Here is a 14,979-nt window from a genome sequence, read left to right as displayed (position 1 = left end):
TATGAGCTTGATGCTCTATACACTGAAAAACATGTGAAATTCAGGATTTATTATCTGTATTCAAGCGAATTGCTAATTCTGTGAATAAAGCTGCCAGCTTAGAACGGTCTGTTTTCTCTTTTTGGAGTTCTTGGGTTTCTCGTTTCAGCACCGTTAAAATTTCTTCATACTTTTGCTGAAGGTCATCTTGTAAATTTTTCGATTGGGTCAATATCTGTTCACGCAATTCTCGTTGACGGTTAGAGGTTTGTGCGTCAACTTGAGCAATTTTATTTTCTAAAGATAGGTTAATATTTTTTTGTTCTTCAGAGTGCGATCGCATCATCCCATCGCGTTCTAGCTGCTCTTTTTTCACCTGTTCTGTTAAAGAATCAACCTCTTGTCTCACATAACTTTCTAAAGCATCTAAACGTTTGCGCGTCTCATCCCGCATATTCACAAGTTCAGCAATTAAACGGTCTTCCAAACGGGCAAATCTTTTGTCAACATCGCGTATCTGGCTACCAAAAAGAATATCTCTGACTTTATCTAAGCTGTTAGTTTCACCAATCCCATTAGTACTAAATTGCAGCTTATTGTTGACTGAATTTGACCCCCCTTGCCCTGGTTCTACAGTATTTTGATTGATATATTCTTCAGGCGGGTTCATAAGTTTGATCCTTCTTGAAGCTGAATTTGGTTTTGTTCTTATACTTATGATGCTACATTTAGAGCCTATGCAAAACCATACACTTAAGTATATTTAAGCACATTTGATAAAAAACATCCTCCTTAAGAAGGATATATTATAGATTTATGTTAATTTTAAATAAGAAACCGCACTAACACGTATAACCCCGACGTTACCAATTGCAAAAACATTACAGGAATACCGTAATGCAGAAAAGTTTTAAATGAAATGCGACGACCATGCTGTTCAGAAATACCAGCGGCAACTATATTAGAAGAAGCTCCGACAAGTGTACCGTTACCTCCCAAAGTTGCCCCAAACATCATGGCGTAAAACAAAGGTAAAACTTCAGCCGGAAACTGCCCTTGAAAGTCTTGTGCTAAAACTTCTGCTGGTGCTAATCCTACAGTCACAAGATATTGTTTAATTAAAGGAACCATCGCCACCACTAAGGGAATATTCGGCACCACACTAGATAATATCCCGACAAAAAATAATAAAAAGAGGGAACCGAGAACAATATTTTTCCCTAAAATAATTGCCAAAAACCCCGATAAACCATTAATTACTCCTGTTTTTTCTAACCCTCCAATCAATACAAAAATACTCATAAAAAATATTAATGTACTCCAATCTACATCCCGCAAAATGTTATTAACTGTATCAATGCGGGTGTGATGAGATAGTAACAAAGCTAAAGCCGCACCTAATAAAGCCACAGCCGCAGGAGAAATCGGAACTGGTAAAGATTCACCAATCACAAAAAATACTAATACGAACGCAATGATAACTGCGCCCACAGCGATAACCCGTGGATGATTAATTTGGGGATGAGGCAATTCTTCCAGGCTATCAAGTTTGGTATGCCAAATTTTCCGAAATAAAAATGGGAGTGTGGTTACGATTGTGGCAACTGCAATCACTCCTCCTAAACTTAATTGCCATAAATATTCTGTAAAACTAATATTAATGGCATCCCCAACAATAAAAGTAGCAGGATCACCTACTAAAGTTAAGAGACCAGCACTATTAGCTATAAAGACCATTAATATTAATAATGGTACAAAATTAATACCTATTTCTTGCGCCATTGGGGGAATAAGCGGCGCTAATAACATAACTGTTGTGGCATTGGGTAACACTGCACAAATAGGAGTAACAATCCCCACAATACTGAGTAACAGTCGTTTGCCGTCGCCTTTAGCTAAGATGACAATTTGAGTGGCTAAATAATCAAATATTTTTGTCGGTTCAAATGCCCGCACAAGCACCATAACACCAAAGAATAAGCCTAATGTTCCATGACTATTGCCGATATATCCTACGGCTTCTTTTAATGTCATAACGTTGGTGAAAACTAGTAACAATGCTCCCAATAAAGCCGCAATAGTCAGATGTATCCATTCCGTCATAACTAGGATAATTACACCCAAAAATGTGAAAATGCTCAGGAGAGCTTGCAAGTTTTCCACGTTGTTCCTCTTGATTTGTGCTTAATTGCATACTACAGAAAAAGCCACCTAAAGTATAGGTGACTTTTTATAAGCCTTATTTAACTAAAAGGATATCTAGAAAATTTTTGGTTTTGTAATTAAGATTTGGCTATCCCTCTTCTTTGAGGAGGGATAGGGGGATCAGGTTAAATATTTAATACTTCTCAGACATCCTCTAAAAAATTACTGCTATTTGCGACAGCAGTTATTCATCAATGCCATTGGGTATGCCTAAAATAGCACAAGGAAAATTAAAACCTAGGGTCTGAATAATTGCATGATTAATGGATCTACACCCCAGAAATAGAACATTAGCTGCCTCTAATTCCACAACTTTTGTCAGTTCTGTAGCAACATCACCGAACCGCAAATGCGATTTAAAAGAACCTTGCCATTCTTCAGCTAAACTTCGGGCTTGCCAAAGAATTCTGTCTGCTTCTTCTAGAGGAGCTACAATTTGTGCTTGTAGATGTTGGGTGATGCCTTTAAGTTTTGGTTGAGTTAATACGGATGTTGTCGATTGGTATACATCACTTACTCCACATTCGCATGGTGTTAAATAATTTGCCCAATTTACTTTATCCAAATACTTATCATTTTGGTTTTCTTCTACTACATAAACTGCTTGGACTGTAACTTGCTGATTTGTAGCTAAACGCGTTTGATGAGCAATCCAAAAAGCGAGATCTAGTGCGGTATGACTATTAGGTGAAGCGTTGTAAGCAACAATTAAGTTGACTGATGGTGCTGTTTGATAATTTGTAAAAGAACATCTTTTTGGCTCTGGTATTAATACCATTTGCTCAACTAAATCATTTCTACCTATGGCGCTTTGCAGGCGTACTAACATTGGCTTAATGTTCACAGTTTCACTTCTCCTAAAGAAAATAAATGATGAATGAGAAGCAGGGTAAATGAACTATGAAGTATGAAGTGTGAAGTATGAAATTAATAGTAAAAATTTCATCCTTGAGACTTGATCCTTCAAGATTCATTTTTGATCCTTTCTTTAAAGAAACCCCAATAACAACTGCTATTACAGCCAAATTTTTGGGAGTTCCTTCCATTACCGACGGAGTTAGCTGACGGGCTAAGACTGGAAGGTGTCTTTCTTAAAGATTAGCCCCATATATTTGGTTCCTCCGTTTCAAATCATGATTGTTGATGGATTTGAATTAGGCGACCCGCTAAAAGAAATAATAAACTAATTTACTCATTTTGGGTGAAATATCTATCGAGGAAATTCAAGGCATAATTACGCAATTCAAAATATTCTTGGGAATTACGCATAGCGGCTCGATCGCGCGGATGATCGAAAGGTACTTCTAAAATTTCCCCAATATTAGCGGCTGGGCCATTAGTCATTAAGACGATGCGATCGCTCATATAAATAGCTTCATCAACATCGTGAGTAATCATCATTACGGCTTGGCGATTATTTTCCCAAATATCTAATACTTGTCGTTGTAATTTACCTCTAGTTAAGGCATCTAAGGCTCCAAAAGGTTCATCCATCAGCAACATTTTTGGACGAATTGCTAAAGCTCTTGCAATGCCTACTCGTTGTTTCATACCTCCAGAGATTTCATCAGGATACTTATCTGCTGCCGGGGTTAAGTTTACCATTGCCAAGTGTTCGTTAACAATGCTAATTTTTTCGGCACGATTTGCATTTTTTAACACTTCATCTACGGCTAAACGGATGTTTTCTCTGACGGTTAACCAAGGTAATAAAGAATAATTTTGAAAGACCATCATCCTTTCTGCACCTGGCTTACGGATTTCCTTTCCATCTAGTCGCACTGACCCAGAAGTTGCTGTTTCTAAGCCAGCAACAATTTTTAATAAAGTTGATTTACCACAACCAGAATGACCAATTACGGAAATAAATTCATCTTCACCAATGCTGAGATTGACACCATCCAGAACCACAAAATTACTTTTATCTGGTGTCGGATAAGACTTGACTAAATTTTCAATTTCTAAGAAGTTATTACGAGACATAACTTGCTGTTCAGTATCGATTGAAGTGGGTGTATATTTCATCATCAAAGGCTCCGCTAAAATTTGAACTATTTGTTAGTCAATATTGAGAATTAATACCTAAGACATAAAAAAACGCACCGGAGATTTAGCCCGAATTTCAAAACTGTTGAGATAGCCTACCGGGTCACTAGGGTCAAAGCGTTTTTTGTCAATAAATACTTCTGCTGCTTCAACTTTGTAATCGTCTTTAGGGCATTCAATACCCATTTCTGAGGCTATTTCTCGATATAAATCTGTTCTCCAACCTTTTTCGGCTAATTCCTCGGCATCTTTAGGAAATTCCTTGATTTGTCCCCACCGGGCGGCTTGAGTCATTAACCAAATACTTCTCGACTGCCACATAAATGTTGAGTGTTCATTTGGCTGTTTGGGCAAGTTATCGGGAATATCGTAAAAGATGGTGGTGTCAGCAGCTTGGATGGTGCGGTCTTTGCCATCAAACCCGCCATAGTTGTAACTTCCCAAAATGCCTGGGGCTGTAAATTTGGTAATTGGGGCATTCTTGTTTTTTGGTCTAGCACCAGTAAAGGAACGGTTGGTAAGTAGTTCGGCGACTTCTTGGCGATTTTCTGGTTTACTACAATATTGACAAGCTTCAATCATCGCCTTTACCAAAGAACGATAGGTTTTAGGATATTTATCGATGAAGAATTCCATCACACCTAATAATCTATCGGGATGTCCTAGCCAGACTTCCTTACCTTGGGCGAAGGTAAAACCAACACCTTCGTTACCTGCAATTGCTCTGGTGTTCCAAGGTTCGGCTACCATATAAGCTTGCATTGCCCCAATTCGCACGTTTGTCACCATCTGGGGAGGTGGGACGATAATGACGCGAAACTCTTTGAGAGGGTCAACACCAGCCGCCGCAGATATATAACGCACGAAGTATTCGTAAATCGCAGAACTTAGAACTACTGCCCAAACTTTATTTTCGGCTGATTGCTTGTCAAAATAAGCGCGGAAATCTTTACCAAAGGCTTCTAATGCGCCTTCGCCATACTGTTGTTGATATTCGTACCACGGACGCAAGCCAAAATCCCACATAGCTTTGTTCATCGTCATGGCGTTACCGTGGCGATGAATGGTCATAGCTGCACACAAGGGTGCGTGGCGTGCGCCTTCCGCCCCAATTCTGGCGTTAGTTACAGCACCCGATACGACAGGCGCAGCATCTAAACGACCAAAAATTAGACCATCGCGAGAAGTTGCCCAACTCGCTTCGCGGTTGAGTTTGACGTTTAAACCATACTTGCGAAAGAAACCTTTTTTCCAGGCGATCGCAAATGGCGCACAATCATTAACAGGAACGTAACCAACAGTAATATCCGGTTTCTCTAGGTCTTGAGGCCTGACTACGGGTTTGACGGCTAAAGCTTCTTCTGTCAATCCTGATGCAGATCTATCTCCTGAAATTCCACAGGAAGATAGGGCAATTCCGGCTGTTGTTGTGCCTATTCCTAATAAAAAATCTCTTCTAGTCCAGTTATTATCACCCATTTTTGTAGCTCCACTGGTGACGAATCTTTTCTATTTCGCACAAAGGTTAATTAATGTCAGTTGGGTGAACCTCTCCCCAACCCCTCTCCGCGTCGGAGAGGGGCAAAAAATCCTTGTATTTGAGAAATAATTAGGTTTTCAAAGCCTCTCCCATCGTGGGGGAGAGGTTTGGAGAGGGGTTTTTAACATCCTTACTTTGTGTATTAATGACTGCTGAATTCTGTTATTTCGCGGTTGTTGGGCGATGAGTAACTAATTCTTGGAGTTTACCAACGGCGGAATCGAGAATTAGTCCAGTTAAACCAATAACAAATACTGCAAGGAACACTGAACTCAGATTCAACCGACTCCATTCATCCCAAACAAAGAAGCCGATACCGATACCGCCTGTCAGCATTTCTACAGCGACGATAACTAACCAAGCAATGCCTAAACTAATTCGCAAGCCTGTGAAGATATAAGGTAAACTGGCAGGCCAAATAATTTTGGTAATTCTCCGCCAGCGCGGCATTTCTAACACCCGTGCTACATCTAAATAATCTTTAGGGACGCTGGCAACTCCCAGGGCTGTGTTGATAATGGTCGGCCATAGGGAGGTAATGAAAATTACAAAAATGGCTGAGGGATCTGCCAAGTTAAAGATAGCTAAGGCAATTGGCAGCCAAGCCAAGGGTGAAACAGGTTTAAATATCTGAATGATAGGATTAAGGGCTAACATTGCCGGCCTAGACATCCCAATCAGAAATCCCAAAGGAATGGCCACGACTGCACCTAACAAAAAACCAATCAACACGCGGCGCAGACTGGCAATTAATAACCAGCCAATGCCTAAGTTACCTGGCCCGCGTTGATAAAAGGGATTTAAAATATAGTCTAAGTTGGCAATTAAAGCCTCTGGTGGTGTGGGCATCAATTCATGGTTAGCTAAGGCAACAGCCCACCACAATAAGATAATTCCTAAAAAACCTAGGATGGGTAGAAAGACGACATCCTTAATGATTACAGGCTTTGTTTTCTGCCATACAGCTTTACCGGCGATCGCTAAAATCGCTGCTAAATTTAATTGCAATATCATCTTTAACCTCAGCAGGTTTCAGTACGGGTACAAAAATTTGAGCAGTACCAGCCTTGGACACTGATGAGATCAACACATTATAAAAATGCTATCTCTTCAGTCTCCTCTCAATGCCTACGAAGTTAGCTGACGGGCTAGGGCTGAGAGATGCCCCTCTTTTTAAAAGTGCTGAGTAATGAGTGCTGAGTGTTGAGTTAAAAATCACTCTGTACTTTTTACTTTTCACTTTTCACTTTCTATAAGATACGCCCCAAAATTTGGTTCCTCCGCTTCAGCGTTGCGTAATTTGACGCGCTGAATTAGGCTGACTTACTCGAATTGTCAACAATATAGCGAAATATAACATTGCTGTCCAGTAAAAACAACTTCTGGGGATAGATTATATTCGTTGATTTAGCCTAATTTGATGAATCTTTGGGTGAGTAATGATGTGTGACGCATCTACACCTTTGACTCATTAGGACTGATTATCCGATTTATCAAAAACTCAAGACAAATAGGTAAAATCTATCTCTATAAGTACATAATCTCTTCCCTGATGTAGTTGAATTATTTCGTTAATTTTGGGCAAAAAAACACTGTTCTCGATAAACTAGTTGTAGAGCAAAATTACTTAACTAAATCTATACAAAATTTAACGTAATGGATTTTAGTCTCATACTGGCTGAAAATACTCACAGTATCATCGAGAAATGGATAGCAGCAGTCCGTCAAGATAGACAGATTGAAAGTGCTGATGACTTATCTTATACAGCGATTAAGAATCATATTCCTGATATTTTTCAAGCAATGATTAGTGTACTTGCAGAATCTCAGGTTAGTGACATCAAGTCTATACTGACAGCCAGTTGGCAGCATGGATTACTTCGGGCGGAACAAGGGTTTGATCCTACAGAAATTGCCAGAGAATATCGTCTATTGAGAATAGTAATATTTGATACTTTAGAATCAGCTTTATTACAAGGAACTCCAGCGGAAATTGTGCGTTATATGCGTTTAATTGATGCTGTAATAGATGAAGCGATCGCTCGATGTTTTAAAAGTTATGTTGATGAGCGTTTGCGAGAATTAAGGCATCTGTATTTATCATTAACTCTGCATAACGAAGAACTTACACGGTTAATTAATGCCAATCAAGACACGTTTTCGCAACTCGCCCACGAACTAAAACATCCTTTAACATCAATTATTGGCTACTCAGATTTATTTTTACGACAACAAAAACGCAATTCTGATATTAAAGATACTTATACTAATTTAGAACATATTGAGCGTGTATTACGTAATGGTAGACACTTACTCCGCTTAATTAATGATGTATTAGAATTATCAAGATATGATGCGGGTAAGGTACAACTTCAAGTCGCACCCACCAATGTACAAGAATTGGTGATTAACGTGTGTGAAATGTTAGAACCTTTAGCTGAAGAGAAAGATTTACAAATTATTGTAGACTGCGATCGCTGTCCCCAAAAAGTTCTAACTGATGAGTTTCAATTGCAACAAATTATTACCAATCTTGTCAGTAATGGGATTCGCTATACAGAGTCAGGCTTTGTGAGAATAGTATGTCAAATTTTAGACGAAAACAACTGGTCATTTACGGTTGCTGACACAGGAATTGGGATTGCACCGGAAAACCAAGCGCGGATATTTGAACCTTATTATCGTGTAAACAAAAGCGATCGCACCTACCTACCAGATAGTACAGGATTAGGGCTGGCGATCGTTTCTCGGTTAGTCAAATTACTCCAAGGCGAAATCAATTTAGAATCTCAGCTAGGTATTGGTTCTACATTTACTGTAACTTTCCCCTTAGAAATAAATAGCTGACAGAACTAATTACATCCTTCACAAGTTCCTCAGATTGTTTGCCTAAATTAAAAACTGGGCAATCATAACAGGAACTTGTGAGGGTTGATGATGGTTAATTACAGAGAACGAATAATTGCACTTTGGACAACATTTCTCCTAGGGACATTGTTTCACACTCAACTAGGTTTAATGCCGTTATTTCATGGCTTATCTGTAGCAGAATCTCAACACGCCTCACAACTCAGCGATATTTCTATAATTATGTGGCTAATGCTGGGATTTTTCACACTACCCATATTGGCGATAATTACTACTTCTTTTACGGAATCTATACGCTACCGCGTGTTGCATTTTGCATTGACTGTGTTTTATAGCGTGATGAACTTGCTTCATCTTGTGGCAGATTTATTTGTGCAGCCAATTCTGTGGTATCAGATAACCTTGATGGTAATTTTATTACTCATCGGTTTGTTATTAAACCTTGTGTCTTTTCAATGGATGAAACTACAACCTAAAAGCAATAAACCACAACCAAGGCTAATCTCTCCACACTCTTAGAAGTTAGATAAATCTCTACAACATACCTTCTTGTTTCAACTTAGCCAGCGCATTTTCAGCAGCAGCTTTTTCCGCATCTTTTTTATTGCGTCCCTTTCCTTCTCCGTAATCTTTGCCATCAACAAATACTTTTGCGGTGAATATTGGTGCGTGAGACAAACCTCCTACCTGCTTTGTAACATATTCAGGCGGGTTTATTGTTATATTGCGTTGTACCCATTCTTGAAAACGGTTTTTTGAGTCTACATTTGAGCGCACTACAACAATTTGTTCAGGTACAGAATCAAATAATGGTTCAACAATAGCCCGTACTGCTTCAATATCACAATTATTATCTAAATAATAAGCACCAACAACAGCCTCAAAAGTGCTACTCTGCAAATTAGGATTTTGAAAACCACCATCTAAAATCGCTCCTCTTCCTAACCGCATTCTAAAATCTATACCAACTTCTTCAGCAAATTTGGCTAATTGCTTTTCATCTACTAATGCAGAACGTCTGCGAGTTAATTCATCTTCTCCCTTTTCTGGGTGTTGACGATAAAGATATTCACCACTTAAAAAGTTGAGGATAGCATCACCAAGAAATTCCAAGCGTTCATTATGTTCTCCTTCACCGGGGTTTTCATGAACATAAGAACGGTGAGTTAGCGCATGACGTAAAAGTTTTTCATTCCGAAATGTTAGAAGTTTGTGCATTTTATTTTTCAATCATTTTTCATAGAAGGAAATGGGTAGGTAAGATACCTACCCAAAAATCAGTCAACTTAAAAGACAAAAGGATTTTCTAGAAATAGATAATCCTTTTTAAGCTTGGTGGAAATAGACTATTTCCGCGGGAAATATTGCATGGGCGGCAAGAAAGACGTAAATTTTCAAATGAGTTAGAACCACCACGACTTTTTGGTAAAAGGTGTTCAATTGTCAGATCGTTTTCTAATGAATACTGTCTACACCACCAACATTCAGAACCATAAAAATCAATAAGCTGTTGCTTCTTATTACGTTTTTGTTTGGAGTTCATGTCCTATTGTTTCCTTTTGCTTGTTATTGGCAACAGCATGGAACATCAAATACTTAGCATCAGGTTAGTGTTATGCAACAAACATCTGTAAGAGAAATTCGTACAACACTATGTAAACTGAAGTATCAACGCTAACTTTTATAAGTTAGTTAGAGGTCGCAAGCCCGATATTTTGAGGCTTCTAAATGAGCTTGTAAGCAACTAGGTCAGTAAAAGCTAACACACGTATCTCGCTAAGAAACTAAACTTTTATTTAATTTCTTAGCCAGATACTCATATTCAGAAGTTACTCATCTAGGTGACTACAAACTCACTCAGAAGACTCAAAATGCCGCTGTAGGATTCACATTTGATTTCCGAAAAATCAAATTAGTTAGAAACTTGAAATACAAAGGTTTGTTTCTCTGTATACTGAGCAAGATTCAAGTAAGATTCCTACAACAAGGATTGCGACCACCAACTTCAGCTTTGAGCTTTAGATAATGAGTCCTTTGCTGCATTGAGGAAAATATAACACGTACAATTGCCCTAATGTCAAGTGCATACTAGTATTTTTTTGTATAAAGAAATCTTAAAGTAATTAGTTCTTACTCGGAAATACCTTGCTTAACTCTAGAGATAAATCAGGGAAACAAGGCAACACTACTACTTGATTAGGTAAAACAATTCGCTTGTTTAAATAACCATATTTATCATGATTATCTTGATAAGGTTCGCTGTAACATTCTAAATAATTATCGAACAAATTAAATATCCAATAATGAGAAATTCCAGCTTGAGCGTAAAGAGGAATTTTCACATCTTGGTCATAACTTAATGAAGAGTCTGCAACTTCCATTACTAACAAAATATCAGTAGGCTTAGGGTGCGCCGATAGATAATCATCACTGCTATTTTTGACAATAGCTAAATCAGGTTCAGGCTCACTATTGGGAAGTAAAGTAATTGGTGCTTTAGATTGTAATGTTGCTTTATCTCTTACTAATTTTGGTAGTTCCCGTAATAAGTTTATTAAACAAGTTGCGTGGGCTGTACCTTTACATATAATTTGAATAATTTCCCCGTTGATTAATTCAATATGTTCATCTTCATGAAAAAAGCCTAATTCTGTAATTTTGTGGTATTCATCCAGTGTGAAACGTTTTGGTTGAATAATATTCATAAGTTTCACTCGCCGGATATTTGCACAGATACAGTTCGTTGACGTGGCCCATCTAATTCAAAAAATAATACAGATTGCCAAGTTCCTAATGCTAATCTTCCATCCGCAATGGGAATGATTTCACTGGTACTCAACATCATTGCTAGTAAATGAGAATGGGCATTCATTGGTTCATCTTCTGGAACATCTCGTAAATGCAAATCATTGTGTAAGTAACGGTCTGACTCTGGTGCTAATTTACTGAAGAATACTTTGATATCTTCTAATAATCTGATTTCATATTCATTGATAGCTAAAGCTGTTGTTGTGTGGCGTGAGAAGACTAAAATTTGTCCGTTTTGAATTGAGGTTTGAGCAATTAAATCTTTGATTTGTGGGGTGATATTGTGAATATTAATTCCTGGTGCAGTGGCGATTTCGATTAATTGATGAATTATTGGCATTTCTAGAAATTTAGATACTGTTCAAACACCCAACGACTGGAAGTCGCGGCTATAACAATCCAGTCTATCTATGCAGACTATCAGAAATCCTACTCAAAATTGCAGCGATCGCCTCATAATTAAGAAAGATTAAGCCTGAGTTAAAAAACTGACAATGAGCCAAACAGCCCTCAATTTAGTAGCCATATCAGTCTTTCTGATGACTTTATCGGTACTGCTGGGGCCATTAATTAACTTATCGCCGACAGTACCAGCACTCGCCACTTTCACCATTTTAGGAATCGCTACTTTAGACAGTTTTAGCTTGCAAGGTAAGGGTGGAACTATCTTGCTAGATTGGATTGCGGGATTTTCGAGTGAACACCGCGATCGCATTATCCACCATGAAGCGGGACATTTTTTGGTCGCTTCTGTGTTAGGTATTCCCGTCACTGGCTACACTCTCAGCGCCTGGGAAGCTTGGCGAAAAGGACAACCAGGACAAGGCGGTGTGGCGTTTAATGACGCTGAATTAGCTGCACAATTAGAAAAAGGTTCTATCAGCGCCCAAATGCTAGACCGTTACTGCACAATGTGGATGGCTGGTATTGCGGCGGAAGCTTTGGTATTTGAACGCGCTGAAGGTGGCGGTGATGATAAAGCTAAGTTGGCGGAAGTCTTAAAAGTTGTGGGTTTTTCTGAGTCAGCCTTTCAGCAAAAACAACGGTTTCATGTTTTGCAAGCAAAAACTTTGTTAGAAGAAAATTGGTCAAGTTATGAAGCCTTAGTCCAAGCTATGCAACAACGTGCTTCTGTGGAAGAATGCCAAAGTGCGATCACTAGTACAAAGTAAAATATGTAAGGGCGAAAGGCCTTTTGCCCTTACTAGAATGGGTTGATTAATTGAATCCCAACAGATAACCAATAGCTTTCATTACACCCAAATAAAAATTACCTTCTCTTTCTCGGAACAGTTGAAAGGGTTGCATAGGGGAACCAAAAAATGGTCTGAGAGTCCAACCTAATTGGCTACCCACAAAAGCATAAAGAAATAGCCAAGATTGTAAGATTCGCCTGCGAGTTTTACTACCATCATCCTCTTGTTCTATCACTATATTTGCTGCTTGATACAAAGCGGAAATACCGATAAATCCTGTGATAGCAAAGATTAATACATTTAATACCAGTATAAATTGATAGTTATTGGTGGTGAGCAAGAAAAAGAGAGTGATTGGTGCAAAACTAAATAACAAAACACTCGTAACAGCAACGGCTGTGAGTACTAAAATAAAGTGCTGCCCAAAACTCCGCTTAGAACCAAAGATAATATTAGAAAAAAACAGTGTGGGCAGACAAATTAGCAAAGTAATTAAATAAAGTGCGGGTAGTTTCACCGCCGAAGAAATAGCCTGCATCCAACTATGAGAAGAGCCAATAATTGCCCCATAAATGGCAATAAAAATCGAACTACAAACTAGCAAAGAAATTATCTTACTGGGGATTCTAATTCCTTGACGGACTTCATCTAAAAAACCTTGGCGATCGCGCAGTAAGCCAATTAACACCGCAAAGTATTTAATACTGCCTGCTTTCCGTTCCATTATGTTATCCTCACACACATATTATTTAACTTTCATCACAGTAATCAGCACCAGAACCATACTTCCAAGCATCTACCAAGCGATACCAATAATATTGTTGATGAGTGGGTAGGCTCTTAATCCATGTTTCTAACACTGGACTCAGAGTAAACAAGGCAGTGTAAACACCTAAATTACCGTAATGCACCAGCCAATCAAGTAAGTTGACTAAACCAACTTGGGGAATTATCTTGGCAATTAATTTTGGATGAGATAATCCAGTTTTAATTAATGTTTGTGTTAATGCCGAAAACTGCACCACATCTTGCAAAAATGGCTTGAGGACGGGATTCCCTAGATTTTGCATTTCTAGAAATACCGCCGACAGCAGCTGATTAATTTGCTCTGGGGGGATATTTTGATTTATACCCACACTCATAGCTTTTTGAAATAACCAAGTTACGCTCAAATTTGGTTGATATGGTTGCAGTAGTGACAATGCCTGTGCAGATAATTGATTGGTTTGTAATGCTGCTTCTACCCCAAAAGTTAAACGCTGCAAATGACGCACCATTGCGCCAAAACCACCAAAACTTAAAGGCGATTGGCTACCACTGCTATCTCCAACTGGTAAAATCCGATGCCAAGGAGTTTTGAGTGGACTATTGCGGTAAGTTGGGAAAAAACCAAATAACGCCCGTTGAAATTTTAAATGTTGTAATTCCACCCCCTGATATTTTGGCAACAGGTGTAGATATTCTGCAAATAAAGTTTCTAAACTCAAGCGTTGTGGATGTGCATCCATGTAGGTAAATAAGTAGGTGGTTCGGCCATCTCTAGCGGGAAAAGCTTCCCAGAAGTATTGGCACTGATTCTGCAAGGATGTAAAGGATAACAACAAATCGCCAGATTGATTTTCCGGAAATCCTTGAGCGCAACTTCCCACAACTAAACATAAAGCATCTGGTTTTTTACCTTGGCGTGCTTGTTGGCTGATGGGAGAAAGATGTCCCATTGCGTCGATGAGCAATTTCGCTGAAAATTGCTGGTTGACTATTACGCCATTTGGATGAACAACCGCCTCAATGAATGGTGTATTTTCAAATAACTGTCCGCCAGCTGCGAGGAATTTGGTTTTTAATGTTGCGAGTAGATATACAGGATCTACGCCGATATTGAGGACATTTTCTACCCAAACTTCTGTACCGCCAGCAAAACTTACCCTGGCTGGATTATATTGAGTAGCGATCGCTGTTTCTAATTCTTCATCAGTCAGCAAGTTTAATTGCAAAAATACTTCTAATTCTGAGCGCGAAATATTCCATTCTTGTTCTCTCCCTTTTAATATCCCGCGCTCAATTAACGCCACCCGTAACCCACGTACTGCTAAGGCGCAACCAATTAAAATACCTAAAGTCCCGCCACAAATAATTGCATCCAATTCTACATTATCTAAATCTTGCTGACTTTCCTTAACTACTGTTGGTATTGGCGCAGTATTTTCTCGAATTGCTGTCAGGATGTCATCAGTGCGACGTAACCAGCGCAACGCATCACCAGGAAGTTGAGACAGAATTTCTTCAGTTAGTGAACTAGACATAATCGTGAATTCCCGCAGAGTTCCTACTTATGAT

At 38.8% G+C, this 14,979-nt stretch carries 15 protein-coding genes and 2 riboswitches; of the genes, 3 read left to right on the top strand and 12 right to left on the bottom strand.

The window, feature by feature from the left end; all coding sequences use genetic code 11:
• Positions 1 to 40 precede the first annotated feature (40 nt).
• The 6 genes from AC504W_RS14250 to ntrB all read right to left on the bottom strand — a co-directional run bounded on the left by AC504W_RS14250 (position 41) and on the right by ntrB (position 6,784).
• Positions 41 to 649 (bottom strand): hypothetical protein, encoded by a 609-nt coding sequence (locus tag AC504W_RS14250; protein ID WP_494878502.1) that lies wholly within the window; start codon positions 647 to 649, stop codon positions 41 to 43.
• 155 nt (positions 650 to 804) lie between these two features.
• Positions 805 to 2,142: an SLC13 family permease gene (locus AC504W_RS14245; protein WP_494878500.1), complete on the bottom strand. Its 1,338-nt coding sequence runs from the start codon at positions 2,140 to 2,142 to the stop codon at positions 805 to 807.
• A 226-nt stretch (positions 2,143 to 2,368) separates the two neighbouring features.
• Entirely contained in the window at positions 2,369 to 3,013 is a 645-nt protein-coding gene (locus AC504W_RS14240) for a universal stress protein (RefSeq protein WP_494878652.1), read from the bottom strand.
• Positions 3,014 to 3,218: 205 nt separating this feature from the next.
• Positions 3,219 to 3,355: riboswitch (cyclic di-AMP (ydaO/yuaA leader) on the bottom strand.
• Positions 3,356 to 3,372: 17 nt separating this feature from the next.
• A complete protein-coding gene (locus tag AC504W_RS14235) occupies positions 3,373 to 4,209 on the bottom strand; it encodes an ABC transporter ATP-binding protein (protein ID WP_494878651.1) in 837 nt (278 codons plus the stop codon).
• A gap of 57 nt (positions 4,210 to 4,266) precedes the next feature.
• Positions 4,267 to 5,709: an ABC transporter substrate-binding protein gene (locus tag AC504W_RS14230; RefSeq protein WP_494878498.1), complete on the bottom strand. Its 1,443-nt coding sequence runs from the start codon at positions 5,707 to 5,709 to the stop codon at positions 4,267 to 4,269.
• A gap of 223 nt (positions 5,710 to 5,932) precedes the next feature.
• The gene (gene ntrB, locus AC504W_RS14225) at positions 5,933 to 6,784 is read right to left on the bottom strand and encodes a nitrate ABC transporter permease (RefSeq protein ID WP_494878497.1); all 852 of its coding nucleotides are present in this window, start codon (positions 6,782 to 6,784) and stop codon (positions 5,933 to 5,935) included.
• A 96-nt stretch (positions 6,785 to 6,880) separates the two neighbouring features.
• Positions 6,881 to 7,100, bottom strand: a riboswitch (cyclic di-AMP (ydaO/yuaA leader).
• 326 nt (positions 7,101 to 7,426) lie between these two features.
• Here ntrB and AC504W_RS14220 point away from each other — a divergent pair.
• Together AC504W_RS14220 and AC504W_RS14215 are read left to right on the top strand one after the other, a co-directional pair.
• A complete protein-coding gene (locus AC504W_RS14220; RefSeq protein ID WP_494878495.1) occupies positions 7,427 to 8,617 on the top strand; it encodes a sensor histidine kinase in 1,191 nt (396 codons plus the stop codon).
• Between the two features lie 87 nt (positions 8,618 to 8,704).
• Positions 8,705 to 9,157, top strand: coding sequence for a hypothetical protein (locus AC504W_RS14215; protein ID WP_494878493.1), 453 nt, complete (start codon positions 8,705 to 8,707; stop codon positions 9,155 to 9,157).
• 15 nt (positions 9,158 to 9,172) lie between these two features.
• Here AC504W_RS14215 and rnc read toward each other — a convergent pair whose 3' ends face one another.
• From rnc to AC504W_RS14195, 4 genes are all read right to left on the bottom strand, one after another.
• Positions 9,173 to 9,856 (bottom strand): ribonuclease III, encoded by a 684-nt coding sequence (gene rnc, locus AC504W_RS14210; RefSeq protein ID WP_494878492.1) that lies wholly within the window; start codon positions 9,854 to 9,856, stop codon positions 9,173 to 9,175.
• An 88-nt stretch (positions 9,857 to 9,944) separates the two neighbouring features.
• Positions 9,945 to 10,181, bottom strand: coding sequence for an HNH endonuclease (locus AC504W_RS14205; RefSeq protein WP_494878490.1), 237 nt, complete (start codon positions 10,179 to 10,181; stop codon positions 9,945 to 9,947).
• Positions 10,182 to 10,761: 580 nt separating this feature from the next.
• Positions 10,762 to 11,343, bottom strand: coding sequence for a Uma2 family endonuclease (locus tag AC504W_RS14200; protein ID WP_494878489.1), 582 nt, complete (start codon positions 11,341 to 11,343; stop codon positions 10,762 to 10,764).
• 5 nt (positions 11,344 to 11,348) lie between these two features.
• On the bottom strand, positions 11,349 to 11,786 hold the full coding sequence (locus AC504W_RS14195; RefSeq protein WP_494878488.1) for a secondary thiamine-phosphate synthase enzyme YjbQ: 438 nt from the start codon (positions 11,784 to 11,786) through the stop codon (positions 11,349 to 11,351).
• Between the two features lie 154 nt (positions 11,787 to 11,940).
• Between AC504W_RS14195 and AC504W_RS14190 the strand changes: the two genes are divergently transcribed.
• Positions 11,941 to 12,618 (top strand): ATP-dependent Zn protease, encoded by a 678-nt coding sequence (locus AC504W_RS14190; protein WP_494878486.1) that lies wholly within the window; start codon positions 11,941 to 11,943, stop codon positions 12,616 to 12,618.
• A gap of 46 nt (positions 12,619 to 12,664) precedes the next feature.
• Here AC504W_RS14190 and AC504W_RS14185 read toward each other — a convergent pair whose 3' ends face one another.
• Together AC504W_RS14185 and AC504W_RS14180 are read right to left on the bottom strand one after the other, a co-directional pair.
• Positions 12,665 to 13,369 carry an actin-binding WH2 domain-containing protein gene (locus AC504W_RS14185; RefSeq protein WP_494878649.1) on the bottom strand — a complete coding sequence of 235 codons (705 nt, stop codon included), beginning with the start codon at positions 13,367 to 13,369 and terminating at the stop codon, positions 12,665 to 12,667.
• Between the two features lie 22 nt (positions 13,370 to 13,391).
• Positions 13,392 to 14,945: an FAD-dependent oxidoreductase gene (locus tag AC504W_RS14180; protein WP_494878484.1), complete on the bottom strand. Its 1,554-nt coding sequence runs from the start codon at positions 14,943 to 14,945 to the stop codon at positions 13,392 to 13,394.
• Between the last annotated feature and the right edge of the window lie 34 nt (positions 14,946 to 14,979).

The organism is Nostoc sp. C96, assembly GCF_059384975.1.
The sequence above is the reverse complement of the archived record's forward strand: the minus strand, read 5'-3'. Positions and strand labels throughout refer to the sequence as shown.